This is a genomic window from Gordonia sp. KTR9, assembly GCF_000143885.2.
GTDB lineage: Bacteria > Actinomycetota > Actinomycetes > Mycobacteriales > Mycobacteriaceae > Gordonia.
This window is the reverse complement of record NC_018581.1, coordinates 1-26,047: the sequence shown is the minus strand read 5'-3', so window position 1 is coordinate 26,047 and position 26,047 is coordinate 1. Positions and strand designations below refer to the sequence as shown.

Here is a 26,047-nt window from a genome sequence, read left to right as displayed (position 1 = left end):
GCGCCGTCGGTCGTTCGCGTGTCGAATGCGCTGAGCTGCTGAAACACACGCTTGTAAGTTATCCCCACTGTGGAAATCACATGTGTGTAAGTCATCCCCACTGTGAGTAACTCCTGTGGATAACTCTGAGGACTACACACATGCCTGGGCGACGCCCGTCGGCGCCGGCGTCGCGGGCTGCGTCGGTGGCGTCATCCTGGTCGTGGCGGCCGTGGTCGTCGCCGGCGACCCGGCCGGATCGGTCCTGATGGGTGTCGCCGGGATCCTTCTTCTCGCCCTCGGCGCCTACACCCTGCTGGTGCGTCCCCGTCTGGCCATCTCGTCCGGACCGTCGCCCGTGCTGGTCATCCGAACCCTTCGCGGGCCACGGGCCTACCCGCGGGAACGCATCGAGCGGATCCGCGTGCTGTCGATCCGCCGCGTCGGACGCCGCGTCGGGCAGCTGGAGATCGACGTGCTCGACGACGAGGCAGTCGCTTCGCCGCCGGACGCTCACGACGCGGGTCCTCGCGACGACACCCGCCTGGTCGTGCTCAGCCGCTGGGACCTGGGGACCGACCTGCCAACCGTCGTCGACGCACTGCGCGAGGCGGGGTTCGTCGTCGACGAGGGGTAGGCGCCTCGCTCGCTGAGCAGAGCGGACCGAAGCACTGCCGCTCCCTGAAATGGCTCGCTCGACTCCTGCAAGCCGGGCGTCAGCGGATGTAGGTCAGCCCGTCGTAGGCGAGGCCCGCGCCGATGCCCAGCCCGAGCGCGATGACGGCCAGCGCGGCGAGCGCGATCCAGCCGAGGCGGCTCGCGGCCCGGGGATTTCTGCGACCCGCGGGCAGCACCGCGTCGGGGAGATAGACGATGGCCGCGGTGGCGGCCGCTCCGAAGAACAGGCCGCCGAGATGCCCCAGGACCGAGATCCCGGGGAGCGAGAACGACAGCACCACGTTGAACCCGATGATGAGCAGAACCGGGACCGGGGACACACGGGCCTTGAGGACGATCACGAGCATCGCGCCCATGAGTCCGTAGATCGCCCCGGAGGCTCCGGCGGTGAGGGCTCGGTCGTCCTCGAAGAGCATGACCGCGGCACTGCCGCCGAGGAGCGCGATGCCGTAGACGGCCAGATAGCGCCCGATACCGAGTGCGAGTTCGAGGTCACGTCCGAGGATGTACAGCGAGAGCATGTTGACGGCCACGTGCATGACGCTGAAATGCAGGAAGCCCGCGGTGAGGAGCCGCCAGTACTCACCCGAGGCGACGTCGCTCTTGAGGAGGTCGCCGGCGCTGAAGATCGACGCGCCGCCGGGATCGCCGACCCCGGACTGGAGAACACACAGCGCGAAGACGAGCAGGTTCACGGCGATGAGCGCATAGGTGGCGTACGGCTGCGTCGCCGCCGCGCGGGTGGGCGCCATCCTGCGGACGCCGCGTCCCGGTCCGCCGAGTGACGGCGACCGCTGCACTCCGTCGTCGCGTAGGCAGTCCAGGCAGTGCTGGCCGACCGACGCCGGGCGCAGGCACTCAGGACATGCCGGACGTCCGCACCGGCTGCACGACAGGCCGGTGGGACGGTCGGGATGCCGGTAGCACACCGCCCGCTGCGGGGCGGTGTGCTCCGGAGAGGTCAGTTGACCTCGATCTTCTCGATGACGACCTCGTCGAGCGGACGGTCGCTGCGGTCGGTCGAGGTGGTGGCGATCGCGTCGACGACCTGCTGCGACGCCGGATCGGTGACCTCACCGAAGATGGTGTGGCGACGGTTGAGGTGCGGGGTCGGGCCGACGGTGATGAAGAACTGCGAGCCGTTGGTGCCCGGTCCGGCATTGGCCATCGCGAGCAGGTACGGACGGTCGAACTGCAGTTCGGGGTGGAACTCGTCACCGAACTGGTAACCGGGGCCGCCCATGCCGGTTCCGGTCGGGTCGCCGCCCTGGATCATGAACCCGGAGATGACGCGGTGGAAGACAGAGCCGTCGAAGAACGGGCCGGAGTTGCCGCCGGATGCGTTGGGCTTGCTGTACTCCTTGCTGCCGTCGGCCAGGCCGACGAAGTTCTCGACCGTCTTCGGCGCGTGGTTCGGGAACAGGTCGACCTTGATGTCGCCGCGATTGGTGTGGATGACTGCGGAGGTTTTCTGTGTAGTCATGTCTCCATCCAACCACTTGCCTCTGCATCGATGACCCGGTGATGGTCCCGAGGTGCGGATATGCGACGGGCGGGGTGGCAGCGGCGGGCACCGACTGGCAGTCTTGAGCCCATGTCCAAGAATTACCTTTTCGCCGCGCTCGGTGTGGTCGCCGCGTCCGTCACCGCCGTCATCGTCGTCGGCTCTCTGCGTCGCGCACGACGCGTGGTGGCCCCGGTGTCTCCGACCGTCCCGCGGATCGAGGAGGTTCGCGAGGCGCTCGCCGAGAGCACCGAGACGCAGGCTTCGTGACCCGCCGCGTCGGCCTCGGCACCGGGCCGCACGTCGCGCACGGGTAATTTGGACTCGTGACCTCAGACGACGAGCGCTCCCCGAACCCGCCGCCGGGGTCCGGCGGCGCTGACGACCGGACCCACGAGTCCTGGTCGACGCCCGAGAGCTCTGCGCCGACGAGCAGTCCGGCGCCATGGGAACGGGCTCCCGCGAGGCCGGTCAGCGCGCCGTCGCGGTCAGCAGACACCCCCGAGCGTCCCGACGCCGGCCGGCAAGCACCGCGCGGGGGATTCACTCCCCCTCCGGGCGGCAGGCCTGCGGCCAGACCCGGTCCGCCTCCTGGCCAACGACCGGCCCCACCGCGCGGCGACACGTCCGGGCCGACGGCGGGTCCGCCTGGACCGCGCCCGCCCTCGGGAGCGCAGCGAGCGGGTGGCAACACCACCGCGCCGGGAGCGCAGCGACCGGGGCCGAATGGTCCCGTGCCCGCCCCGCGAGCGGGCGGAAACACCACCGCGCCGGGTCAACGCCCGCCGATGTCGCCTCCCGGTCCTCCGGGGCATCGACCCCCACCCGGTCAGCGTCCGGGTCCCGGTGGGCCACCGCTCGGCAAAGGTGTTCCGCCCCAGAACAATCGCCCCCCGGAGGGTGGGCGTCCTCCGGTCGCCGGCCCCCGTCCCGGCGCCGCGCCGGGTGGGCGACCCGACTCTCCCACTTCGGATTCGGACCGCGACAACCGCACGGCGAAGGTGGTCGGCGCGGGCGTGCTCGTCGGTCAGTCCGATGATCCGGCGTCGGACACCCGCGTCGTGAACAGTCCCGGCGCGGCGAGCACACCTCGTGTCGCCGACCGTCCCGACACCGACGGTCCGGGGCCGGTCTCCCCCGCCACCCAGGCCTATTCAGCAGTCGATCCCACCAGAAGTTCGGAGGACAGCGTGGCTCCCCAGTCCGGTGCCGGTCCGCGTGTCAATCGGATGGCGTTGTGGGCCTTGGCGTTGTCCATCCTCGGGATCACCTTCATCGTGGGGCTCGTCCTCGGATACCGGGCGCGCACGCAGATCCGGCAACGGCGCGAGCTCGGTCTGCCCTTCGCCACGGCCGCGATCTGGGTCGGCTGGGCCTACCTCGGCGTCTTCGTCTTCGGGTTGCTGGTCTACGGGTGGATCTTGTTCATCGCCTGACGTCGGCGTAGTCGCTCCCGTGGGTGAGGACGGCAGAACACAGAGCGCTATCTCGCCACTCGCGCTATTTGCAACCAGCGCAACCTTATTCAGACAGCGCTCCTGCGTCAGCGGGACTGATTTCTGTGCGAACGTCTCATCCAGCTCCCTTCGAGGCTCCTCGCTATCGCTCCTCGCACCTCAGGGGGCCGTTCGGGCGAGCTTGCGAGCGTCTCGAAGGGCACGCCGCGCGGGCATGACGAACACCGCCGCGAGGAGGGCACACCCGAGGAGCCCGGCGGTGAGGTAGTACGTGTCGGCGACCGCGGACGCGAGTTCGGGCATGGCCTCGACGCGTTCGGCCGAGCTCAGCGACATCGCACCCGCCACTCCCCGGCCCTCGACGACCGCACTGCGCGAATTCATCAGCGCCGCAATCGTGGCCGTGACCGCGGCCGACGCCAGCGCGACGGCGAACTGGTTCGAGGTCGTCAGGATGGTCGTGCCCCCGGGGGTGTCCGCACCTTCGAGGTCGCGGGTGGCGGCGGTCATCGTGGGCAGCATCGTCGCGCCGACCCCGATCCCCATGAGAGCGAGGATCGCGACGATGACAGGGTACGGGGTCGCGTCGTCGAGCACCGCGGCCATCGACGTCATCGCCGCCGTGGACATCACGATCCCGCAGATCGCGACCCGGCGCGGGTCCACTGAATCGGCCACCCGCGTGGCGATCTGAAGAGTGATGCCGCTCAGCAGCGCGGGAAGGACGAACAGCATGCCGGCGGTGGTGGCCGAATCGGACCGGACCGACTGGACATAGATGGGCAGGATCGTCATCGAGCCGAAGTACGCCCCGGCGAAGAAGATCATCACCACCACGCCACCGCGCAGGCGCGCATGTGCCAGCAGTCGCAGATCCAGGACGGGTGTTCGGCTGCGCAGCGACCGTCGGACGAAGTAGCCCAACAACATCAGGCCGACGCCCACCGGGACCAGAATCGACGCCTCCAGCAGCGAGCCGGTGTCCCCGGCGCGGGACAGGCCGAGGACCAGGAACGCACCGCCCGGTGACAGTGCGGCCACCGCTCGCAGGTCGATACGCGGCATGCGGCGAGAAGCGGTCCGGGGGAAGAACCGCCACGCCAGTGCCGCCGCGATCAGACCGAGGGGAACGTTGACCGCGAAGATGACGCGCCAGCTGCCGTGGTCGACGAGAACACCGCCCAAAACCGGACCGAGCACGGGGCCCACGAGCGTGGGCAGTCCCAGGATGGCCATCATCCGTCCTCGCAGTGCTTCCGGTACCGCCTGCAGCGCGATGGCCATGCCCACGGGTTGCAGCATTCCGCCGCCGAGGCCCTGAAGGGCCCGAAAGACGATGAGACTGCCGATGTTCCAGGACAGCGCGGTGAGAAGTGATCCGAGAACGAAGACCATGAGCGCCGCGCAATAGACCCGCCGGCCGCCGAATCGGTTGCTGGCGTAGGCGGACAGCGGCATGACCGCGACGAGAGCCAGTGCGTACGCGGTGGTCACCCACTGCACGCTCGACAGCGGTGCGTCGAACTCGGTGGTCAGTTGTGGGAGCGCGACGGTCACCACCGTCACGTCGAGCATCACCATGAGGGTCGGGACGACGAGGATGAGGCCGATGCGCCGGCTGGCCGGGTCGAGTGTGGTCACGACGACGAGCAGACAACCTCAAGTCAACTTGAAGTCAAGGCCGGTGTGAAAAGGCGCGTCTTCGGGCAAGGTGGAGAGATGCCGGACAACGAGAAGCCCACCTGGACGACGAACGAAGACGAACTGAAGACCGATCCCGATCTGCGCGACGATCCCGACGAGGAGAACGGCCCCGAGTCGGTTCTGCCGGCCGCCGGTGACACGGAGATCGGCGAGACCGACCGAATCCGGGAAGACAAGGCGTCCTACGACGGCGCGCAGCCACCGGCCGACCACACCGATGAGGGTCACGCGGTCGGCGGATCGGAGGGCACGACCGATGGCCAGTGAAACCCCGTCCGGACAGAAGCGCACGATCGTCCTCACCGGTGCCAGCGACGGGATCGGCGCGATCGCGGCGCGATCCCTGGCCGGACCCGAGACCGAGCTCATCCTCGTCGGACGCTCACCGAAGAAGCTCGCGCCGATCGCGGCGGAGACCGGTGCGACCCCGTTCACCGCGGATTTCTCGGATCTGTCGCAGGTGCGGGACCTGGCCGCGGAGATCAATTCCGCCGTGGGGACGATCGACGTCCTGATGAACAACGCGGGCGGGACGTTCGACTCGTCGCAACGCTCCGCGGACGGGCACGAGCTCAACTTCCAGATCAACCACCTGGCCCCGTTCCTCCTGACCCACCTCCTCCGGGATCGGTTGGCCGCGGCCCCGCAGTCCCTCGTCCTGAACACCTCCAGCGTGGGCAACCTCTTCGGCCAGGTCGACCTCGACGACCTCGACTTCGAGAAACGTCGCACGCTGGGGATGCGGCCCTACGGCACCGCCAAGCTGATGAACATCCTGTTCACACGCGGGATCGCCCAGCGCTGGACCGCTGACAAGATCTACTCCGCCGCAGTCCATCCCGGACCCGCGGCTACGAGTTTCGGCCGCGACTCGCGGTTCGTCGGACTGGCCTACCGGTCTCCGCTGACGCGCCTGGTGACCATCACCCCCGAGCAGGGAGCCGCCCCGCTCATCGCCCTCGCCGAACGCGGCGCCGACCCGAGCGTCAACGGGGTGTACTTCAACCGCCACAAGGCCAACGGCCGGGAGAACCGTCAGGCCCACGACCAGAAACTGATCGACGGCCTGTGGCAGCGCTCCGCCGAGCTCACCGGTCTCGCCTGACCTGACCTGCGTCGTGGCCGACACCGCGGTTTGTCTCTACGTTGGCGGACGACGACCACACCGACTACCTGGGCACAGGAGGTTCAGATGACACGAAACATCCTCTTCATCATGACCGGCGCCGGAAGCTGGACGCTGAACGACGGCTCGACTCACAAGACCGGATTCTGGGCCGAAGAGGCCGTCGCGCCGCTGGAGGTGTTCCGTGCGGCCGGTTACAAGGTGACCGTGGCCACCCCCAACGGTGTCCAGCCGCCGGTCGACGAGACCAGTCTCGCGGTCGAGAGCATCGGCACCCCCGAGCGTGCGGCCGAGATCCGTCACGTCGTGGAGACCGCACCCGAACTGAAGAAGCCGATCGCCCTCACCGACGTTCGCATCGCCGACTACGACGCGGTGTTCGTCCCGGGCGGACACGGTCCCATGGAGGACCTGGCCGTGGACTCGGACGCAGGTGGCCTCCTGATAGCGGCCGACGAGGCGAAACTGCCGCTCGGGATCGTGTGCCACGGACCGGCGATCCTGCTCGCCGCCACCAACTCCGACGGTGTCAACGCCTTCGCCGGTCGCACGGTGACCGGCTTCAGCAACGCCGAGGAGGAACAGGCCGGGCTCGCCGACAAGGCACCCTGGCTCCTGCAGGACCGGCTCACCCAGGCAGGGTTCAAGGTCACCCTGGGTGAGCCGTGGGCGGTCCACACCGAGGCCGACGGCAACCTGCTGACCGGTCAGAATCCCGCGTCGTCGGAATCGCTGGCGCGCACTCTGCTCGATCGGCTCGAGAACGTGCCGCAGGGCTCCAAGTAGCGCCCGCTGCTGAGCGTCACCCCTGCTCCCTGAGGAGCGAGCTTGCGAGCGTCACGAAGGGTCGCAAGGCGTCTCACCAGACCCTTCGAGGCTCGTCGCTTGCGCTCCTCACACCTCAGGGAGCAGGGGGTCGCGCTCGTTCGCGAACACGAGTACCGGACGTCAGTGTCGTGAGTCGTACGGCAGCAGGGCCATTTCGCGCGCGTTGCGGATCGCCGTGGCGACCTGACGCTGCTCCTGCGGGCTCAATCCGGTGAGCCGCCGGCTGCGGATACGGCCTTTGTCGGACAGGAACTGTCGCAGCAGCGCGACATCCTTGTAGTCGACGGGAGTACGCCCGTCCACGCGCACGCCCTGTGCGACGAGCAGGTTCCGTTTGCGTTTGACCGGTTCGTCGTCGCGCCGACGGGTTCTCTTGTTGGCCATCACCATTCCTTGTTCTCGTGGAGCCGTCTCACCAGCTGGACTTCTGGATTCCGGGCAGCTCACCCCTGTGCGCGAGTTCGCGGAACCGCACGCGGGACAGACCCGCCTTGCCGATGTACCCACGGGGGCGGCCGTCGACCGCGTCCCGGTTGCGCAGACGCGTCGGACTTGCATTGCGCGGCAACCGCTGTAGGCGACGTAAAGCCGTCATCCGCTCCTCGGGCGTCGAATCGGGCGCCACACTTGCGCGCTTCAGTTCGGCGCGGAGGTCGGCATACCGCGCGACGACCTCCCGACGCTGCTCGTTCCGGACGATCTTGGACTTCTTGGCCATCAGCGGTCCTCCTTGAAATCGACGTGGGCACGGGCAATCGGGTCGTACTTGCGGAGCACCATGCGGTCGGGATCGTTTCGGCGGTTCTTCCGCGTCACGTACGTGTATCCGGTCCCGGCGGTGGAACGCAGTTTGACGATCGGCCGGATCTCGTTGCGCGCCATCAGACTTTCTCTCCGCGCGCACGGATGGTGCGCAGCACCGACTCGATGCCGTGCTTGTCGATCGTCGAGATCCCCTTGGCGCTCACACGCAGCGTCACGTACCGGCCCTCACCGGGCACGAAGTAGCGGCGTCGCTGGATGTTCGGGTCCCAACGGCGCGAGGTCCGCTTGTGCGAATGCGACACCTGCTTGCCGAAGCCCGGTACCCGACCGGTGACCTGGCACCTCTTGGACATGCTGCCCCTCCCTTATCGACAATGATTGGCATTAACTGTTCGGCCACGGTACCGTCGCCGGAGCACAAATGGAAATCATTCTCAATAGATCGGAGTGGAGTCGTGCTCGACGATGGACTCGCGAACCGCCCGGATGGCGCCGGACCGACCGACCGTCGAACCCCGATCGTCGTGGTCACCGGACTCGACGCGTCGTCGATCCACCGGGTCGGCGACGCGTTGGAGGGCGGGGGCGCCGGTAGCGTCCAGGTGCACCACGACCTGACCCAGGTCGAGGACGGCCGCGTCGTCCGGACCGTGAGCTGGCGGGGACCCGACGGACGCAGCCGACATGACGTCTGCATCGTCGAATTGGCCCACGGATGCATCTCGTGCACGCTGAGAGAAGACCTGCTCCCGCTGCTCCGCCGACTTCATCGTCGACCGTCGGTGAACCGGATCATTCTCACCCTGGACCCGGTCCTCGAACCCGAGCAGGTCGCGTGGTCGATCGAGAACGTCATCGTCGCCGACATGCCGGGGTTCGACGACGCCCCGGCAGCGGTCGACGTTCGCATCGACCTCACGGTTGCCTGTGTGGCCGAGGACGATTGGCTGACGTCGGCGACCGGCGACCTCTCTCTCGCCGAGGGTGGGCACGTCGCACTGGACGACGACCGCACGCTCGCGCAGGTGGCGGTCGGGCAAGTTTCCTTCGCCGACGCACTGGTGGTCGCGGCGTGCGACCCGACCGTCCGCGACGCCTGGGCATCGGCGCGACTCGTGGCCGTCCTCAAACGGCTCGCACCCAACGTCCCCATGATGTTCGAGCTGCCCCAGCGCCCGATCACCCCCACCCTCGCCGAACAGTTGCTCGCCGCGGTGCCGCCGCGCTCACGACGAGGTCGCATCGACGGACCGCACGACCCCCTCCTCGCCGGCGAACCCCCGTTGGAGTCCGACTGCGGCGTCACGTGGGTCGAGTTCCACAGCGATCGGCCGCTGCATCCGGGCCGATTCCACGAGGCGATCGACGCACTGCTCGACGGGGTCGTCTGTGCGCGCGGGCGAGTCTGGATCGCCACCCAACCCGACGAGGCACTCTGGCTCGAGTCGGCCGGCGGTGGGCTGCGCGTGGCCCACGGAGGTCCCTGGTTGGCCTCGATGTCCGACGACGACCTCGCGCAGGTACCCGCCGAACGTCGTGCTCTCGGCGCACTGCGCTGGGACGAGACCTTCGGCGACCGGCACACGTCGCTGGTCGCGCTCGTCCATCAAGGCGACCCCGCCGAGATCGAGGAGGCGCTCCGCAGCGCCTGCCTCAACGAAGTCGAATTTGCTGCGGGCCAACAGTTCTGGTCGACCTTCGACGATCCCTTCGGCGAGTTCCACGCCGACCCCTGCGACGACCTCGACGTCGCCGAGTCGACCGTGGACGCGGTGCCGGGGCTCGACACCTCGGACCCTCGGGACAACTGACCCCTCGCCGACACCCATCTCACCGGAAGGCACTCATCATGAAGAAGGGCATCCACCCCGATTACCACCCCGTCGTCATCCGCGACGGTTCAACGGGCAAGGAGTTCCTCACCCGCTCGACCGCGACGTCGCCGACCACCGTCACGTGGTCCGACGGCAATGAGTACCCGCTCATCACCGTCGACGTCACCAGCGATTCGCACCCGTTCTACACCGGGGTCAACACGATTCCCGACGTCGCCGGCCGGGTCGAGAAGTTCCGCCGCCGCTACGCGCACCTCGAGCGCTGACCCGAGTCAGCGGCCATCCGGGTTCGATTGCCTCGCTGTGGCAATCAGTTCTTGTCGTCCTTCGGTTTCCCGTTTCCGCTGTTCCCGTTGCCGCTGTTCCCGTTGCCGCCATTTCCTCCGGAGTTTCCCCTACCGTTCCGATCGTTCTCGGTTGGAGTCGGCCCCGTCTGGGGCACACCGGTCTGCGGCAGTTCTGTCTGGGTCGGTTGCGGCGTCTCGATGGTGCTCGCCGGGATCGAGGGCTCTGCGGCGGGCAGTGAGGCAGGGGCGGGGTTCGTCGGCGACGGCGCGTCCTCGTCCGAGCTCGTCGCCGCCACGGTGATGGCGACCAGGAGCGCCGCCAGCAGTGCGGCGGATCCGCCGACCAGCGCGACCCAGGTTCGTCTCCGTGGTCGAGGCCGCCCCGCGGAGAGAGGTGCCGTCGGCGACCCGCCCCCGACCGGGGGTACGGGCCCCGGTGTCGCCGACAACGGTGTCATCGACAGCGGGGACGTGAGCCGGCTCGTCGCCGGATGTGACAGCGGTTCGGCACCCTGGCCGGACAGCGCCGCAAGCATCGCCGCGGCGTCGGCGAACGATGCCGCGTCACCGGGGCGGATGGCCCGATCGATCGTGTCGCGCAGGGCCGGTGGAACGTCTGGACGCACAACGGTCAATGGCGGCGGGGGCGAGTGCAGGATCGCATGCGCGACAGCGGCGGGATTGTCCTGGTCGTACGCGCGACGGCCCGTCAGCGCTTCGTACGCGACGACGGCGGCCGCATAGAGATCGTCGGCAGGTGTCGCCGCCTGACCCAGCACGCGTCCTGGGCTGAGATAGCAGATGGTGCCGACGACTTCACCGGTCGCTGTGTGCGCCGTGCCGGCGGTCTTGGCGATGCCGAGATCGGCCACCTTCACCCGGTCACCGGACATCAGCAGATTCGCGGGTTTGATGTCGCGATGAAACACGCCGGCTGCGTGGGCGGCGTGCAGGGCCGCGAGGACGTCGGCGAGAATCGCGGCAACACGGTCGGGTGGCATCGGTCCGTCGACCATGAGGTCTCCGACCGTCGTGCCACTCAGCCGCTCCATCACGATGTACGGAGTCCCGTCGTGCTCGCCGAAATCGTGAACGGCAACGATGTTGGGATGGTTGAGTGCTGCGGCCGCCCGCGCCTCTGCGGCGAACCGTTCACGAGCGACTACCGGGGTCTCTGGCGCCGACCGCAGCAGTTTGATGGCGACCGACCGGTGGAGCCGCCGGTCCCACCCGTCGTGCACCACCGCCATGCCGCCACGTCCGAGAACTCCCCGGATCTCATAGCGTCCGTCGAGCAGATCGCGGTCCACTTGTCCACGGTAGCGGGTGCCCCGCCGGTCGATCATCGGCCCGACCCCGGTGCGGACCGCGTACTCAACCGGGCAGCAACCCGTCGACCAGTGCGTCGACGATGTCGTCGAGCGGCACATCCGGGAGCAACGGGCCGGTCAGCTGGTCGAGCAGGAGGCCGTCGACCGCGAAGTGGAACAGGGCGATCTCCCGCGCCGACCCCGGCAGGCCCGCTTGCTCGTTGAAAGCGACGTCCCCGGCGAACCCGGTTCGACGCCATTCGACGATGATCTCGGCGACTTCGGGGCGTCGGATTCCCTCGAGTCTCAGTTCGATGAGCGCGATGGTGACCTCGCGGTCGGCCAACAGGCGTTCGACGATGTTGCGAAGGTACTCGGCGAACAGATCGCGGGTCGGGGTGCGTCCGGCCCGTTCGGCGATGAAGTCGTCGCTCGGTGCGAGCCGCTCGTAGATGCGCTCCACCAGACCGGTCAGAAGTGCTGAGCGAGAACGGAAGTAGTTCGTCGTCGTGCCGACGGGGACGCCGGCGGCACGGTCGACCGCGCGGTGGGTGAGTCCTCGCGCTCCGCTGTCGGCGAGGACTTCGAGACCCGCGTCGGCGAGGGCTCGCCGGCGGTCGTCATTTCGGACCATGGGAAAACGATAGCCCAACCACTACAAGTGCTGTAGGTTCTTAACCACTACATCTGAAGTGATTGGGGACAGCATGCGTGAACTCGTGTACTACGTGGCCGTCAGCCTCGATGGGTACATCGCGGGACCGGACGGCCAGTTCGACGCCTTCCTCATGGAGGGCGATCACATGGACGGCATCAACGATCGGTTCGCCGACACGATCCCGACCGACCACGCCGCCGCGCTCGGTATCGACCAGAGCGCGGGCATCTTCGACACCGTGCTCATGGGAGCGAGTACCTACGCCGCCGGCTTGCCCGAGACGACGAGTCCGTACCGCCACCTCGACCAGTACGTCTTCACCCACCGCCGACACGATCCCGTGGACGGCGTGACGTTCACCGATCGTGACCCGGTCGAGGTGGTCCACGAGCTCAAACATGCTGGCGGCAAGGACATCTGGCTCTGCGGGGGTGGCAACCTCGCGATGCAGCTGTCGGATGAGATCGACCGGTTCATCCTCAAACGCCAGCCGGTGTTGTTCGGCAGTGGGATTCCCCTGATGGCTCCCGGCCGCTACGCCCCCAGACGGTTCCGTCGGGTCAGTGGTCGCGACTTCGAGACCGGGGTGTCGATCGTCGAGTACGCCGCGTCGTAGAAGCGGACCTACGTCAGGACCGCGAGCGCGTCGTCGAGTGAGACGAGGTCGGCCATCGTCACACTCCTCGTGGTGCCTCGGAGGTCTCTCGCTGCACGCGTGGCGGCGAGTGCGGTCAGCCTGCCGGTGGCCTCGGACTGTCCGGTGCCCGAGGCCTGCCGTCGCTCACCGGTGCGTCGATTCTCGGCGACGACGTGCCAGGCCTCCGACCCGAGCGGAGGTGCCCACGTCAGCGTGCTGCGCAATGCGGGCATCCGTCCGACCAGGCCGAGTGCCGCCGTCATCGGTGCCGAGCTGAGGGTGAGATACGAGCGGATCACGCCGGGCTTGTCGTCGAGGAGGACATGGTCGGGGAAGTCCGCGCGCAGGTAGCGCCTCGTGCGCCCGTCCGGACCGGTCGCGCGGCGGCTCTCACCCAGATTGCGCACCGGCCGGCCTTCGGGTGGGCAGTGGACATCGGTGCCGACCAGACCGGCAGTCCAGGCCACGGCGGCCGGGCCGTGCTTCTCACCGGCGCCGAGGAGTACGAGGACGTCGAGGTCGTCGCCGGCGTGGGAGTCGAGCGCTGCGGCCAAGATGGTGCTGAGGCCCGGCGCCAGACCGGCGCCCAGGACGACCGGTCCGACCGAGGCGGCGCGCAACTCGTCGAGGTAAGCACCGGACGCCGCGATGTCGACCAGCGGCGTCCGAGCCGTCGCGGCACCGAGGTCTGGACGTTCGATGCCGGAGGCGTTGACGACGACGTCGTGTTCGGCCGCGAGGGTGCGCAGACCCGCAAGGTCGTCGCGTAGATCGATCCGGACATCCCCGGGTGCGGTGCGACTCGTCCCGGTCACGATGTGGCCGTCCCCCTCGAGTTCGCGCCGGACGACGGCGCCCACCGCACCGCGCCCGCCGAGGAGCAGGACCCGCAGGTGCGCGCTCTCGTTCGATTCGCCCATCCCACACCACTTTCGCTGTTTCCCGATCGCCTGGAGACCATGCTCGGCGACAGCGATCGCGACCGGTGAGGACTTTTGCGGGATCTGCAAAGATGACGCCATGACCGCGAAGCTCACCGACCTGATCGATGCGATCGGCCCGCGGCTGCGCACCCTCCGGCTTGGGCGGGACCTCACGCTGACGGCGGTGGCCGAGGAGTCGGGATTGTCGATCAGCACACTCTCGCGTGTGGAGACCGGTAAACGGCAACCGACCCTCGACGTCCTGCTCCCCCTCGCGAAGCTCTACCGCGTGTCCCTGGATCAACTCGTCGACGCACCGCCAACCGGTGATCCCCGCGTGCACCTCGAACCGAGGTCCATCGCGTCGGGAGGCATCATCGTTCCGCTCACCGGCTACCCGGGACGCGTGCGGGCGTTCAAGCACGTCCTGGGCCCGCGCGAGCCGCGCCTGGTCACCCATGACGGGCACGCGTGGCTCTACGTGCTCGCCGGCAGACTGCGCGTGCTCCTGAACGACGACGAGCACATCCTCGAACCCGGCGAGACCGCACAGTTCGACCCGACGACACCGCATTGGTTCGGACCGGCCGACGACAGCCCGGTCGAGATCCTGCATCTCTTCGGGCCGCACGGCGACCGCCCGGTGTCGCGCCTGGACGAGCATCCACCGCGGTGACCACGGAGTGCGCCGGAAACACGAAAGGCGACGAGCGGCTCGTGGAGCCGCGTCGTCGCCGTCGCAGTACATCGCCGACCGATGCCGGCTTCGAGATGAACGTGGTGGAGCCTAGGAGATTCGAACTCCTGACATCTGCCTTGCAAAGGCAGCGCTCTACCAACTGAGCTAAGGCCCCGTGCCGTCCCGGATCGGTTCGGCGGGATGCGAATTCCAATGTCCGAAAACATCCGTCGCAGTGGGCCTAGGAGGACTTGAACCTCCGACCTCTTCGTTATCAGCGAAGCGCTCTAACCGCCTGAGCTATAGGCCCTTGAACCGAGGAGTGAGATTACCCGACCGATACCCCAACAAACAAAACGGCTGGTCAGGAGCTCGGTCAGTCGAGGTCGGCGAGCGTCACCTCAGCGCCGCCGACGAGGTCGGCGCAGATGTTGTAGATGTAGCTGCCGATCGTCGCCAGGGCCGTCAGCAGGATGGCGTTGATGGCCCCCAGGAGGGCAGCAGCGCCGAAGACGGTGCCCGCCCCCACGACGTCTCCACTCGTGCTCGATTCCTCGGCCATGAGCGTTCCGAAGCTGTTGTTCACCTGATCCCACACGCCCATGCCGTCGAGGATCAGGTACAGCACCGCGACGGAGATCATCCAGATGAAGAAGCCGACGACCGACAGCACGGCCGCGATCTTGAACGTCGCCCACGGGTCGATCCGACGGACCTGCACCGCCGCGCGCAGCGCGGTGCCGGCGGCGAGCACCTGGCGCGGTGCCGACCGCGGCACCGACTTGCCGCCCGGCGCCTGCGAGGCCTCAGGCCGCTTCAGATCCGCGGTGTGGTGGATCTGATCGAGATCGGGCAGATCGTTCGCCGGGAGGTGTCCCCGATCGATCGTGCTGGTGGGTGACTCGACGAAGCCGGACTCCTCGGTCGCCGTCGCCGCACCCGAGCGTCGAGGACTCTCGAGTTTGGTGACCGGCGCCTGCTGGCCGCTCATGCTGGCGGCAGCGGTACCGCTGTTCGTCACGACGCCGCGCGGCGGCGGGCCGCCCGGGTTGTTCTGCGGCGGGCCGCCCGGGTTGTTCTGCGGCGGGCCGCCCGGGTTGTTCTGCGGCGGGCCGCCCGGGTTGTTCTGCGGCGGGCCACTCGGACCGTTCTGCGACGGACCGCCCGGATTGCCGTCCGGGCCGGGCCGGCGGGTGTCGTCGCGAGTGAACGTCTCGGTCGGCGCGCCGGACGAATCCTCGGCCGGTCCACGCTGCCACGGAGGCACCAGTCCCCCGGTCGGGGTACCCGTCCCGGGGCCCGCCGGCCCCCCGGCGGGGCGCCCGTTCTGGTCCTGATGCGGCTCGTTCGGTGTGCTCACAGACATTCCCTCACTCAGGCGTTGCTGACGTTGCTCGCTCGGCGCCGGGTCCGAACCCATCGCTCCCCGACCCGCCGGCTGACGACGGGCCGAGAAACAGTGGTCTTCACCCTAACGCCTAGGAAGAGACCTCTGTCTCGTCCGGCTCGTCGGCGTTGCGGGCGATCGCGATGACCGTCGTTCCCTCGTCGATGTTCATCAGGCGCACACCCTTGGTCTGGCGACCGGCCTTGCGGACCGACTTCGCCGTCGTGCGGATGACGCCGCCGCCCGAGGTGATGGCGTAGAGCTCGGAGTCGTCGTCGACGATGAGGGCGCCGATCAGTTCGCCGCGCCGTCGATCGTGGGCGATCGTCAGCACACCCTTGCCGCCGCGGCCCTGCACCGGGTAGTCGTCCATGCCGGTCCGCTTGGCGTACCCACCGGAGGTCGCGACCAGGAGGTAGGTGCCGTCGCGGACGACGTTGAGCGACAGGAGCGTGTCGTCGGTGTTGAACCGCATGCCCTGGACGCCCGAGGTCTGCCGGCCCATGGGCCGCAGGGCCTCGTCGTCGGCGTGGAAGCGGATCGACTGTCCCTTCTGCGACACCAGGAGCAGATCGTCGTCGGCGCTGCACAACTGGGCGCCGACCAGTTCGTCCTCACCGCGCAGGTTGATCGCCGCGATGCCGCCGGAGCGGTTCGAGTCGAAGTCGACCAGGCGGGACTTCTTGACCAGGCCGTTGCGGGTGGCGAGCACCAGGTACGGGGCATCCTCGTAGGTCTTGAGCTGGATGACCTGGGCGATGCGCTCCTCCGGCTGGAAGGCGAGGAGGTTGGCGACGTGCTGGCCGCGCGCGGTGCGGTTGGCCTCGGGCAGCTCGTAGGCCTTGGCGCGGTAGACCCGTCCCTTGGTCGTGAAGAACAGAATCCAGTCGTGGGTCGAGCACACGAAGAAGTGCTTGACGATGTCGTCCTGCTTGAGGCCGGCACCCTGCACGCCCTTGCCGCCGCGACGCTGGCTGCGGTACAGGTCGGTCTTGGTGCGCTTGGCGTACCCGGTCTCGGTGATCGTGACGACAACGTCCTCACGCGCGATCAGATCCTCGTCGCTGACGTCGCCGTCGGCCGCGATGATCTTCGTACGACGCTCGTCGCCGTACTTGTCGACGACCTCCTTGAGCTCGTCGCGCACGATCGCGCGCTGACGCTCCGGCCGGTCGAGGATGTCCTTGTAGTCGGCGATCTCGAGTTCGATCTCGGCGAGCTCGTCGACGATCTTCTGCCGCTCCAATGCCGACAGCCGGCGCAGCTGCATCGCGAGGATGGCGTCGGCCTGGATCTCGTCGATGTCGAGGAGGTCGATCAGGCCGGTGCGTGCGGTCTCGGTGTTCGCCGAGCGGCGGATCAGCGCGATCACTTCGTCAAGGGCGTCAAGAGCTTTCACCAGACCGCGCAGGATGTGCGCGCGCTCCTCGGCCTTGCGCAACCGGTACCGGGTCCGACGCACGATGACGTCGATCTGATGCGCCACGTAGTAGCGGATCATCTGGTCGAGTCGCAGCGTGCGCGGCACGCCGTCGACGATCGATAGCATGTTGGCGCCGAAGCTGGTCTGGAGCTGGCTGTGCTTGTACAGGTTGTTCAGCACGACCTTGGCGACGGCGTCACGACGCAGTGTCACCACGATGCGCATACCGACGCGGTCCGAGGACTGATCCTCGATCCGGCTGATGCCCTTGAGCTTTCCCTCGTTGACCTGCTCGGCGATCGACTGGATCAGGTTGTCCGGGTTGACCTGGTACGGCAACTCGGTTACCACCAGCGTGGTGGCTCCCTTGTTCTCCTCGATGTCGACGACGCTGCGCATCCGGATGCTGCCGCGACCGGTCGTGTAGGCGTCCTTGATGCCCTGGCTGCCGACGATCAGTCCGGCCGTGGGGAAGTCGGGTCCCTTAATGCACTCCATGCAGGCGGCGAGGGTGGTCTCGTCGTCGGCGTCGTGATTCTCCAGCGCCCAGAACACCGCCTCGGCAACCTCGTTGAGGTTGTGCGGAGGCATGTTGGTGGCCATGCCGACGGCGATACCGCCGGAGCCATTGATCAGCAGGTTCGGGATGCGCGACGGCAGTACCGTCGGCTCATTCGTCTTGCCGTCGTAGTTGGGGACGAAATCGACTGTCTCCTCGGTGATGTCACGCAACATCTCCATGGCGAGCGGCGTGAGACGCGCCTCGGTGTACCGCATCGCGGCCGCACCGTCGTTGCCGCGCGAGCCGAAGTTGCCCTGCCCGTCGATGAGCGGGTAGCGCATCGACCACGGCTGGGCGAGTCGGACGAGCGCGTCGTAGATCGCCGTGTCGCCGTGCGGGTGATAGTTACCCATCGTCTCCGCAACGGGTTTCGCGGACTTCACATAACTGCGGTCCGGCCGGAAACCGGCATCGAAGGACGCGTAGAGGAGACGGCGGTGCACCGGCTTCAGGCCGTCGCGCACCTCGGGGAGTGCTCGCCCCACGATCACGCTCATGGCGTAATCGATGTAGCTCTTCTGCATCTCCTGCCCGAGATCGACGGGCTCGATGCGATCGCCTTCGCCTCCGGCGGGCGGCAGAGTGGTGTCAGTCATTGTGTGTTCTTTCTGCGATCACTACGAATCGAGACGATCCGTGATCAGACATCGAGGAAGCGAACGTCTTTCGCGTTGCGGGCGATGAAGCTGCGGCGGGCGGCGACGTCCTCACCCATGAGGATGGAGAACAGTTCGTCGGCGGCCGCGGCGTCGTCGAGCGTCACCTGGCGGAGCACACGCACGGCCGGATCCATCGTGGTCTCCCACAGTTCCTTGGCGTTCATCTCGCCGAGACCCTTGTAGCGCTGGATGCCGTCCTCGGTGTTGATCTTCTTGCCCGCGGCGCGGCCGGCCTCGAGCAGTCCGTCACGTTCACGGTCGGAGTAGGCGAACTCCGGCGCCGACTTCTGCCACTTGAGCTTGTACAGCGGCGGCATGGCCAGATAGACGTGACCGTGCTCGATGAGCGGTCGCATGAAGCGGAACAGCAGCGTGAGCAGCAGGGTCGAGATGTGCTGACCGTCGACGTCGGCGTCGGCCATCAGCACGATCTTGTGATAGCGCAGCTTGCTGATGTCGAACTCGTCGTGGATGCCCGTGCCGAAGGCGGTGATGATCGACTGGACCTCGGTGTTCTTGAGAACACGGTCGATACGTGCCTTCTCGACGTTGATGATCTTGCCGCGCAGCGGGAGGATCGCCTGGTACATCGAGTCGCGACCCGACTTCGCGCTGCCGCCTGCGGAGTCGCCCTCCACGATGTAGACCTCACACTTGCCGGGGTCGTTGCTGCGGCAGTCGGCCAGCTTGCCCGGGAGACCACCGATGTCGGTGGCGGTCTTGCGACGCACCAGATCACGAGCGTTGCGCGCGGCCATCCGGGCCCGCTGGGATTCGACGATCTTCTTGATGATGGTCTTCGCCTCGGCCGGGTTGGCCTCCAGCCAGTGACCGAGGTGCTCGCTGCAGACCCGCTGGACGAAACCCTTGACCTCGGTGTTGCCCAGTTTGGTCTTGGTCTGGCCCTCGAACTGCGGATCACCGACCTTCACCGAGATGACCGCCGCGAGTCCCTCACGGATGTCGTCACCCGAGAGGCGGTCTTCCTTCTTGTCCTTGATGAACTTCTTCTCCACCGCGTACTTGTTCACCGTGAGGGTCAGCGCAGCACGGAAACCCTCCTCGTGCGTACCACCCTCGTGGGTGTTGATGGTGTTGGCGAAGGTGTGCACCGATTCGGAATAGGTAGCGTTCCACTGCATCGCGACCTCGACCTCGTGACCCGTGCCCTGCCCGGTGTAGCCGATGACCGTGGTGTGGATCGACTGCTTCGTGCGGTTGAGGTGCTTGATGTAGTCGACGAGTCCGTCGGGGTAGTGGTAGGTGCGGGTCTTCGGCTTCGCCGCGGCCGCCGCCTTCTCCTCCGCGGACTTGATCTCCTCCGCGGCCTCGGTGAGGGTGCTCTCCTCGTCGCCGTCGGCGTCTCCCGGCGCTTCGATGGCCTGCGGGCGCTGATCGGTCAGCGTGATGGTGAGGCCCTTGTTCAGGAAGGCCATCTCCTGCAGACGACGCGCCACCGTCTCCGCGTTGAATCGCGTGGTCTCGGTGAAGATCTCGGGGTCCGGCCAGAACCGGACGGTGGTACCGGTCTTACGGGTCGGGCTCCCCTTCTCGAGGGCACCGGGCTTGGCGTAGTTGTAGGTCTGCTCCCAGTGGAAACCGTCGTTCTGGATCTCCAGCTCCACCTTGGTCGACAAGGCGTTGACCACCGAGATGCCGACGCCGTGCAGACCGCCCGACACCGCATAGGCGTCGGAGTCGAACTTGCCGCCGGCGTGTAGCTGGGTCATGACGACCTCGACGGTCGGGACGCCGGTCCGGTGCATGCCGGTCGGGATGCCACGACCGTCGTCGACGACCTGGACGCCGCCGTCGGAGAGCAGGGTCACGTCGACGCGGGAGGCGAAGCCGGCCATCGCCTCGTCGACGGAGTTGTCGACGACCTCCCAGATCAGGTGGTGGAGGCCTCGTTCACCGGTGGATCCGATGTACATACCGGGCCGTTTGCGAACGGCCTCCAGACCCTCGAGGATGTTGATCGAATCGGCGCCATACTCTGACGGCTTCTTCTTGTTCTTCTTCGGTCCGGTGTCGCTGGTGTCGGCCACGAGGTGCGTCCGCTCCTGTTCTGCTCATCGACGGATCAGGTGGTCTCCGGATCCGTCGTCGATCCTTGTCGACGGGGCACACGGCGGTTGCGCGCACAGGAGTACCCGGCGGGTACATCCGGGTAGCCTGGCGGCGCTGTCTGTCTGTCGTTGTGCACCCCTGTCGGGACAACTCTCCATAGTGTACTGCCTGACTCGCCCTGGAACGCGCATCCGGGGCCGCTAACAGGCCCTCAGAACGATTTTTTGGCCTCGTCCCCGGTTCGATCGTGGCTTGGGGATGGAAAACGGCCCACGAGGCTCAGCAACTAGTAATGTGTCGGCGACTCTGCTAGCGATGCGTCAGCCGTAGGTGTCGCGCGGGCCCCGGCCGCGGACATGCCGCTCACCCTTGCGCCACGACGGACCCTTCGGACCACTGATCCGCAACGACGTGACCTGGCCGTGGCCGATGGCCGCGGCTATCTTGGCGAGGATCTGCGACTGGACGTAGCGGAGTTGTGTCGCCCACGCCGTGGACTCGGCCTGGACATGAAGTACGTTGTCGCGCAGTGCAATCGGCTGCGCGTGCGCGGCGATGTCGGAACCGACGATCTGCTCCCACATCCCGAACAGGGTGCCCTCGCCGATCTTCTCCTGCCAGCCGCGTTCTTTCGCCAGACCACCGACGAGGCGGCCGAACGGCTGCGGATCCCGTGCATCCGGTCCGGAACCGGACCACCGCCGGCGCCCCTGGGATCCGCGCGGCACACGACGGACGGGCGAGGCCCGGCCCCGGCCGACGGACTTCCCCGCGGCGCGGGCCTGCGCCCGCGCCTCCTCCAGCGCCTTGCGAGCTCGCTCGTACCCGCCCAGTTCACCGGGCGGGGTCGGGCGCGGCGCGGGCTCGACGGGATCGGAGGATCCGGCCGGGAGATCGTCACTCATGGGTCTCCTCCCCCGCGGCCACCACATCGGCGACTGCGTCTGCGTCGTCTCCATCATCGTCGTCGTCGACGATGTGTGACCGTCGTCCCTCGCCGTCGTCGACCACGTCGACGCCGATCCGCCGGCCACCGATCTGTCCGGGAATGTCCTCGGCCACGGCAGCGGTGATGAGCAGCTGCTCGGCGTCGGCGGTGAACTCGACGAGTTGCGCGCGCCGCTTGGCGTCCAATTCGGCGAACACATCGTCGAGCATGATGACCGGCTCGACGCCCTCGGCACGGGTCAGCTCGACCGATCCCAGCCGCAGGGCCAACGCCAGCGACCACGATTCCCCGTGCGAGGCAAAGCCTTTCGCGACATCGTTGCCGAGCACGATGTCGATGTCGTCGCGGTGCGGCCCGACCAGGCACAGGCCGCGCTCGATCTCCTTGTCGCGCAACTCCGTCAGGCGCACCGCCAGCACGTCGGCGATGGCCTCCGGGGTGCGCTCCTCGATCTCCGCACCACCCGCGGGACGATAGCGGAGCACGGCCGGCCGCGAATGCGGCGCGATCGAGGCGTACGAACCCGTGAAGTGGGGCTCGAGCTCGGCGAGCACCGACAACCGTGCGGCGATCACCTGACCGCCGAGATCCGCGAGCTGACCGTCCCAGACGTCGAGCGTGCTGATGACCGAATCTGCTTGTTCCCCACCACGTCTCAGTGCCGCCGCGGCAGTCTTGAGCAAAGCCGAACGCTGGCGGAGGACCCGGTCGTAGTCGGCGCGGGCCGCGGCGAAGCGGGGTCCACGCTGTGCGACGAGCTCGTCGACGAAACGTCGTCGGTCGCTCGGATCCCCACGAACCAGGGAAAGGTCCTCCGGTGCGAACAGCACCGTGCGGAGGATGCCGAGCAGGTCGCGGGGTCGTCGTGCCGGGCTCCCGTTGATGGCCGCCTTGTTGGCCCCCTCGGCGTTGATCCGCAGATCGGCGGTCAGCTCCCGACCGTCGTTCTCGACCGTCGCGATCACCGATGCCGACGCGGATCCCGCGTGGACGAGTGGCGCGTCGGAACTCACCCGATGCGACCGGAGGGTCGACAGGTAGAACAGCGCCTCGAGCAGGTTCGTCTTGCCGAAGCCGTTACGGCCGGTGAAGACGGTCGGGCCGGGTGCCAGATCGAGGTCCAGGCCCCGCCACGATCGGAAATCCCTCAGATGCAGCTCACGGACGAACACGAGTCGGCGTCGATCCTGGTGACAGCGAGGCCGGCGGCGGCCGTCAGCCGGGGAGGCGGACGGGCATCAACAGGTAGCTGAAGGCACTCTCGGGAGCGACGAATGCGCCGGACTCGTCCGCCACCGGATCCTCGCCGCTGGCCGGGCGGAGCACGGCGGGCCGGCTGGGGGTGGTGAACCCGAAGTCCACCGCGTCGGCGTTGATCGCCGACAAGCCGTCCTGCAGATACCCGGGATTGAACGCGATCGTGAGGGGCTCACCCTGGAACGACACGGGCAGCTCTTCCTCGGCCTTACCCGCCTCGTCACCGCCAGCGGTGAGGAGCACGGATCCCTCGGAGAACTCCATCCGGACCTGTGCGCCGCGCTCGGCGACGAGGGCCACACGACGGATCGCCTCGATCAGCGGGCCGCTGTCGATGGTGGCGACGGCGGTGTGGCTGGCCGGCAGCAGCTGACGGAACTTCGGGAACTCCGCGTCGAGCAGACGGGTCGTGGTCTTCTTCGTCTCACCGAGGATGCCGAGGATGCCGTCGGAACCGATGGCCGCGCCGCCACCAAAGGCCAGCGAGACGACTCCGGTGCCCTCGGCACCAGCGGTCTTGGCGCTCTCCGAGAGCGTCTTCGCCGGGACCAGGACGGCGCCCTTGGTGTCGGGATCAGAAGGCTCCCACTGCAATTCGCGCACTGCCAAGCGGAAGCGGTCGGTTGCGGCGAGGACGACGGAGTTGCCCTCGATCTCGACGCGCACGCCGGTCAGCATGGGCAGCGTGTCGTCCTTGCCCGCCGCCACGGCCACCTGGGAGATCGCCTCGGCGAACAGTTGAGACGGGATCGTGCCGGTGATGGCGGGGACGTCGGGCAGCTGCGGGTAGTCCTCGACCGGCATCGTCGGGAGCGAGAACTTCGCGCTGCCACAGGTGATGGCGACGCGAGAACCGTCGAGAGTCACGTCGACCGGCTTGTTCGGGAGGGCCTTGGTGATGTCGGCGAGGAGCCGGCCGGAGACCAGGACCTGTCCGGGGTCGGCGACCTCGGCGCCGAGGTTCTCCTGCGCCGAGACCTCGTAGTCGAAGCCCGAGACGGTCAGGCCGGTCTCACCGACGTTGAGCACGACACAGCCGAGAACCGGGACGGGCGGACGAGACGGGAGACTGCGGGCGACCCAGGCGACGGAATCAGCGAACTCGTCACGCGCGACACGAAACTTCATGCTGGGAGGTTGCCCTTCTCTCGTTCTCGTTCCCGCCTGGATCGCCGGGTCGGCGCCGCAGTGGGTCGGCCGGCCTGGAGTGGGATCCCGCATCCGGGAGTCCCACTGTAGAACGCCGCTGCCCGGACCGGGGTGGTTGGGGGCAAGTCCGGCCCTCGTCGGGGCGATGTCCGACCGGGCCGGTCGGCACCGGTCTGTGCACAGACCTTCTTACAAAAGATTCTCTTTATAGAGGGATCCATCTCAGTAATAGGAGCTGTGGAATCTGTGGACAACCATGACATCGGGCCAGTCCGGGCGGGTGCACACGTGTGTATGACCGGTGGAGCAACGTCGAGCGGATCCGGCCGCCGGTGTGGAGTTTCGATGTTGTTCGCGCGGCGTCCACCGTCGGTGCACATCCGGACACGGGTTATCCCAAGGATCATCCACAGCTGGTGATCATTCGTGAGCAGGGCAGACGTCGACCGGATCCGACCGCGAGACCCGCCGTTTCGGAGCCGGAGACCCTCGACCCGAGGAGCAGACTTGGCATTCCCGGGCGCTGTCGGGGGTTGGTGTCGGGTCTGCCGTCGAGGGTTGCCATTCGGGTCCACGGGAGCGGGACGAGACACCGAGGGAACCCGTGAGACGACCGCACCCCCGGGCCGTTGCCGGCTCGGGGGTGCGGGGGCCAGAGATGTGCGCCAGGGCCACAGGTACGCCGGGCCACAGACTAGAGAGAAGGACGCCTCAGCCGACGGCACGCTGCTTGATGCGCGCGGTGAGTTCCTGGACGTGGTCGTACACCCGTCGCCGCTCGGCCATCTCCTTGCGGATCTTGCGTTCGGCGTACATCACTGTCGTGTGGTCGCGATCGAAGGTCTCACCGATCTTCGGCAGCGAGAGATCGGTGAGCTCCCGGCACAGATACATCGAGATCTGACGTGCCTGCGCGATCGACCGTGTCTTACCGGGACCGCGCAGTTCTTCGAGGGAGATGTCGAAGTACTCGGCGGTGATCGCGAGGATGCTCGCCGCACTGACCTCGAGCGTCCCCGAGTTGGGCAGCAGCGCCTGGAGAACGACGTCGGCGAGGGACTTGTCGAGTGCGGCGTCGTTGAGCGAGGCAAAAGCCGTGACCCGGATCAGCGCGCCTTCGAGCTCGCGGATGTTGCGTTCGATCTTCGACGCGATGAGCTCGAGGACGTCGTCGGGCACCGCGATGTTGTCCATCTGCGCCTTCTTGCGCAGGATGGCGATCCTGGTCTCCAGATCGGGCGGCTGCACGTCGGTGATCAAGCCCCACTCGAACCGAGTGCGGAGCCGATCTTCCAGTGTTGCAAGCTGTTTCGGTGGACGATCGGACGAGATGACAATCTGCTTGCTCGCGTTGTGCAGCGTGTTGAAGGTGTGGAAGAACTCTTCCTGGATACCTTCTTTGCCCACGAGGAACTGGATGTCGTCGACTAGCAGGACGTCGACGTCGCGATAGCGACGCTTGAACGCGACCCGCCGGTCGTCACGAAGTGAGTTGATGAAGTCGTTGGTGAATTCCTCGGTGGAGACGTACTTGACCCGCATACCGGGGAACAGACGCTGCGCGTAGTGCCCGGCGGCGTGCAACAGGTGCGTCTTGCCGAGACCGGACTCACCCCAGATGAACAGCGGGTTGTAGGCCCGGGCCGGGGCCTCTGACACCGCCACTGCCGAGGCATGTGCGAAGCGGTTCGACGCGCCGATGACGAAGGTGTCGAAGGTGTACTTGGGGTTGAGGTTCGCACCGGTTGCCGGTGGCGTCGACGTGGGCCGCTCGGCGAAATACGACGCCCAGTCGCCGGACGGCCGCGTGGACTCCGCCACCGGGGCCGAGGCCAACCCGGCGCCCACCGGGGCCGCGGAGTGGTCGGCGGCGGCCGGTCCACCGAGGGGCCGACCTTCGGCAGCCGGCGCCTCGGGTGCCGGCTCGTCGTTGCGCGGGGTCGCGATACGGACACCGAGGTCGACGGGTTCGTCGAGGTGACGGCTCAGGACCGAGCGGATGGTCTCGCGGAGATTGCGTTCGATCTGCTCCTGGACCAGCGCCGTCGGCACGGTCAGCAGGGCGAAACCCTCGGTGAGGGTGAGGGGTCGAACCAGCGACAGCCATGCCTTCTGCTGGCGTGTCAGTGGTTCGTGGTCGCGTGCGGCTTCGTCGTCGTTGAGTTCGGCGACGACCTGCTGCCACACCTCGCCGAATGAGTCGCGGTCTGAAGTCACGGGG

At 67.6% G+C, this 26,047-nt stretch carries 27 protein-coding genes and 2 tRNA genes; 10 read left to right on the top strand and 19 right to left on the bottom strand.

What is annotated here, in order from left to right; genetic code table 11:
• The first annotated feature begins 115 nt into the window (after positions 1 to 115).
• Complete coding sequence (locus KTR9_RS00950; RefSeq protein ID WP_014924813.1) at positions 116 to 616, top strand: PH domain-containing protein; 501 nt, start codon at positions 116 to 118, stop codon at positions 614 to 616.
• Positions 617 to 695: 79 nt separating this feature from the next.
• Here the strand turns inward: KTR9_RS00950 and KTR9_RS00945 are convergent, their stop codons facing one another.
• Both KTR9_RS00945 and KTR9_RS00940 read right to left on the bottom strand, forming a co-directional pair.
• Positions 696 to 1,409: a rhomboid family intramembrane serine protease gene (locus tag KTR9_RS00945; RefSeq protein ID WP_014924812.1), complete on the bottom strand. Its 714-nt coding sequence runs from the start codon at positions 1,407 to 1,409 to the stop codon at positions 696 to 698.
• 209 nt (positions 1,410 to 1,618) lie between these two features.
• Positions 1,619 to 2,140, bottom strand: coding sequence for a peptidylprolyl isomerase (locus tag KTR9_RS00940; protein WP_014924811.1), 522 nt, complete (start codon positions 2,138 to 2,140; stop codon positions 1,619 to 1,621).
• A gap of 111 nt (positions 2,141 to 2,251) precedes the next feature.
• Between KTR9_RS00940 and KTR9_RS27685 the strand changes: the two genes are divergently transcribed.
• Positions 2,252 to 2,431, top strand: a complete 180-nt coding sequence (locus KTR9_RS27685) for a hypothetical protein (RefSeq protein WP_035717507.1) — start codon at positions 2,252 to 2,254, stop codon at positions 2,429 to 2,431.
• Positions 2,432 to 3,177: 746 nt separating this feature from the next.
• Positions 3,178 to 3,597 carry a DUF4190 domain-containing protein gene (locus KTR9_RS27880; protein ID WP_238554002.1) on the top strand — a complete coding sequence of 140 codons (420 nt, stop codon included), beginning with the start codon at positions 3,178 to 3,180 and terminating at the stop codon, positions 3,595 to 3,597.
• Between the two features lie 180 nt (positions 3,598 to 3,777).
• Here KTR9_RS27880 and KTR9_RS00920 read toward each other — a convergent pair whose 3' ends face one another.
• Positions 3,778 to 5,259 (bottom strand): DHA2 family efflux MFS transporter permease subunit, encoded by a 1,482-nt coding sequence (locus tag KTR9_RS00920; RefSeq protein WP_044505583.1) that lies wholly within the window; start codon positions 5,257 to 5,259, stop codon positions 3,778 to 3,780.
• Positions 5,260 to 5,337: 78 nt separating this feature from the next.
• Between KTR9_RS00920 and KTR9_RS00915 the strand changes: the two genes are divergently transcribed.
• The 3 genes from KTR9_RS00915 to KTR9_RS00905 all read left to right on the top strand — a co-directional run bounded on the left by KTR9_RS00915 (position 5,338) and on the right by KTR9_RS00905 (position 7,234).
• Positions 5,338 to 5,589, top strand: a complete 252-nt coding sequence (locus KTR9_RS00915) for a hypothetical protein (RefSeq protein ID WP_014924808.1) — start codon at positions 5,338 to 5,340, stop codon at positions 5,587 to 5,589.
• Complete coding sequence (locus KTR9_RS00910; protein ID WP_014924807.1) at positions 5,579 to 6,427, top strand: SDR family NAD(P)-dependent oxidoreductase; 849 nt, start codon at positions 5,579 to 5,581, stop codon at positions 6,425 to 6,427. Before KTR9_RS00915 ends, KTR9_RS00910 begins: the two co-directional genes overlap by 11 nt.
• Positions 6,428 to 6,514: 87 nt before the next feature.
• Positions 6,515 to 7,234 (top strand): type 1 glutamine amidotransferase domain-containing protein, encoded by a 720-nt coding sequence (locus KTR9_RS00905; protein ID WP_014924806.1) that lies wholly within the window; start codon positions 6,515 to 6,517, stop codon positions 7,232 to 7,234.
• Between the two features lie 162 nt (positions 7,235 to 7,396).
• Here KTR9_RS00905 and rpsR read toward each other — a convergent pair whose 3' ends face one another.
• Genes rpsR through rpmB form a run of 4 tightly spaced genes read right to left on the bottom strand, consistent with a single transcriptional unit; the run spans position 7,397 to position 8,394 of the window.
• The gene (gene rpsR, locus KTR9_RS00900) at positions 7,397 to 7,660 is read right to left on the bottom strand and encodes a 30S ribosomal protein S18 (protein WP_083889011.1); all 264 of its coding nucleotides are present in this window, start codon (positions 7,658 to 7,660) and stop codon (positions 7,397 to 7,399) included.
• 28 nt (positions 7,661 to 7,688) lie between these two features.
• Positions 7,689 to 7,994 carry a 30S ribosomal protein S14 gene (gene rpsN, locus KTR9_RS00895; protein ID WP_014924804.1) on the bottom strand — a complete coding sequence of 102 codons (306 nt, stop codon included), beginning with the start codon at positions 7,992 to 7,994 and terminating at the stop codon, positions 7,689 to 7,691.
• Positions 7,994 to 8,158: a 50S ribosomal protein L33 gene (gene rpmG, locus KTR9_RS00890; RefSeq protein ID WP_004020951.1), complete on the bottom strand. Its 165-nt coding sequence runs from the start codon at positions 8,156 to 8,158 to the stop codon at positions 7,994 to 7,996. The genes rpsN and rpmG overlap by 1 nt, the downstream gene beginning before the upstream one ends.
• The gene (rpmB, locus tag KTR9_RS00885; RefSeq protein WP_014924803.1) at positions 8,158 to 8,394 is read right to left on the bottom strand and encodes a 50S ribosomal protein L28; all 237 of its coding nucleotides are present in this window, start codon (positions 8,392 to 8,394) and stop codon (positions 8,158 to 8,160) included. The genes rpmG and rpmB overlap by 1 nt, the downstream gene beginning before the upstream one ends.
• A gap of 102 nt (positions 8,395 to 8,496) precedes the next feature.
• Here rpmB and mrf point away from each other — a divergent pair, with 102 nt between their 5' ends.
• Positions 8,497 to 9,852: a ribosome hibernation factor-recruiting GTPase MRF gene (gene mrf, locus KTR9_RS00880; RefSeq protein WP_014924802.1), complete on the top strand. Its 1,356-nt coding sequence runs from the start codon at positions 8,497 to 8,499 to the stop codon at positions 9,850 to 9,852.
• A 38-nt stretch (positions 9,853 to 9,890) separates the two neighbouring features.
• The gene (locus KTR9_RS00875) at positions 9,891 to 10,142 is read left to right on the top strand and encodes a type B 50S ribosomal protein L31 (RefSeq protein ID WP_014924801.1); all 252 of its coding nucleotides are present in this window, start codon (positions 9,891 to 9,893) and stop codon (positions 10,140 to 10,142) included.
• A 44-nt stretch (positions 10,143 to 10,186) separates the two neighbouring features.
• Here the strand turns inward: KTR9_RS00875 and KTR9_RS00870 are convergent, their stop codons facing one another.
• Positions 10,187 to 11,473, bottom strand: a complete 1,287-nt coding sequence (locus KTR9_RS00870; RefSeq protein WP_014924800.1) for a serine/threonine-protein kinase — start codon at positions 11,471 to 11,473, stop codon at positions 10,187 to 10,189.
• Positions 11,474 to 11,537: 64 nt separating this feature from the next.
• The gene (locus KTR9_RS00865; protein ID WP_044505581.1) at positions 11,538 to 12,107 is read right to left on the bottom strand and encodes a TetR/AcrR family transcriptional regulator; all 570 of its coding nucleotides are present in this window, start codon (positions 12,105 to 12,107) and stop codon (positions 11,538 to 11,540) included.
• A 73-nt stretch (positions 12,108 to 12,180) separates the two neighbouring features.
• Between KTR9_RS00865 and KTR9_RS00860 the strand changes: the two genes are divergently transcribed.
• On the top strand, positions 12,181 to 12,747 hold the full coding sequence (locus tag KTR9_RS00860) for a dihydrofolate reductase family protein (protein ID WP_014924798.1): 567 nt from the start codon (positions 12,181 to 12,183) through the stop codon (positions 12,745 to 12,747).
• Between the two features lie 8 nt (positions 12,748 to 12,755).
• Here KTR9_RS00860 and KTR9_RS00855 read toward each other — a convergent pair whose 3' ends face one another.
• A complete protein-coding gene (locus tag KTR9_RS00855) occupies positions 12,756 to 13,688 on the bottom strand; it encodes a saccharopine dehydrogenase (RefSeq protein WP_014924797.1) in 933 nt (310 codons plus the stop codon).
• Between the two features lie 100 nt (positions 13,689 to 13,788).
• Between KTR9_RS00855 and KTR9_RS00850 the strand changes: the two genes are divergently transcribed.
• Positions 13,789 to 14,367 carry a helix-turn-helix domain-containing protein gene (locus KTR9_RS00850; protein ID WP_014924796.1) on the top strand — a complete coding sequence of 193 codons (579 nt, stop codon included), beginning with the start codon at positions 13,789 to 13,791 and terminating at the stop codon, positions 14,365 to 14,367.
• A 102-nt stretch (positions 14,368 to 14,469) separates the two neighbouring features.
• Here KTR9_RS00850 and KTR9_RS00845 read toward each other — a convergent pair.
• The 9 genes from KTR9_RS00845 to dnaA all read right to left on the bottom strand — a co-directional run bounded on the left by KTR9_RS00845 (position 14,470) and on the right by dnaA (position 26,043).
• Positions 14,470 to 14,545: transfer RNA gene (locus KTR9_RS00845), tRNA-Ala, on the bottom strand.
• A 61-nt stretch (positions 14,546 to 14,606) separates the two neighbouring features.
• Positions 14,607 to 14,680: transfer RNA gene (locus KTR9_RS00840), tRNA-Ile, on the bottom strand.
• A gap of 66 nt (positions 14,681 to 14,746) precedes the next feature.
• Positions 14,747 to 15,730 carry a DUF3566 domain-containing protein gene (locus KTR9_RS00835; protein ID WP_044507468.1) on the bottom strand — a complete coding sequence of 328 codons (984 nt, stop codon included), beginning with the start codon at positions 15,728 to 15,730 and terminating at the stop codon, positions 14,747 to 14,749.
• A 118-nt stretch (positions 15,731 to 15,848) separates the two neighbouring features.
• Positions 15,849 to 18,338 (bottom strand): DNA gyrase subunit A, encoded by a 2,490-nt coding sequence (gene gyrA, locus KTR9_RS00830; protein WP_010843052.1) that lies wholly within the window; start codon positions 18,336 to 18,338, stop codon positions 15,849 to 15,851.
• A gap of 44 nt (positions 18,339 to 18,382) precedes the next feature.
• The gene (gene gyrB / locus KTR9_RS00825; protein WP_044505580.1) at positions 18,383 to 20,449 is read right to left on the bottom strand and encodes a DNA topoisomerase (ATP-hydrolyzing) subunit B; all 2,067 of its coding nucleotides are present in this window, start codon (positions 20,447 to 20,449) and stop codon (positions 18,383 to 18,385) included.
• Between the two features lie 342 nt (positions 20,450 to 20,791).
• The gene (locus KTR9_RS00820; protein ID WP_010843054.1) at positions 20,792 to 21,376 is read right to left on the bottom strand and encodes a DUF721 family protein; all 585 of its coding nucleotides are present in this window, start codon (positions 21,374 to 21,376) and stop codon (positions 20,792 to 20,794) included.
• Positions 21,369 to 22,592, bottom strand: coding sequence for a DNA replication/repair protein RecF (gene recF, locus KTR9_RS00815; RefSeq protein WP_014924793.1), 1,224 nt, complete (start codon positions 22,590 to 22,592; stop codon positions 21,369 to 21,371). The genes KTR9_RS00820 and recF overlap by 8 nt, the downstream gene beginning before the upstream one ends.
• A 43-nt stretch (positions 22,593 to 22,635) precedes the next feature.
• The gene (gene dnaN / locus KTR9_RS00810; RefSeq protein ID WP_010843056.1) at positions 22,636 to 23,805 is read right to left on the bottom strand and encodes a DNA polymerase III subunit beta; all 1,170 of its coding nucleotides are present in this window, start codon (positions 23,803 to 23,805) and stop codon (positions 22,636 to 22,638) included.
• Positions 23,806 to 24,537: 732 nt separating this feature from the next.
• The gene (gene dnaA, locus KTR9_RS00805) at positions 24,538 to 26,043 is read right to left on the bottom strand and encodes a chromosomal replication initiator protein DnaA (protein ID WP_014924791.1); all 1,506 of its coding nucleotides are present in this window, start codon (positions 26,041 to 26,043) and stop codon (positions 24,538 to 24,540) included.
• Between the last annotated feature and the right edge of the window lie 4 nt (positions 26,044 to 26,047).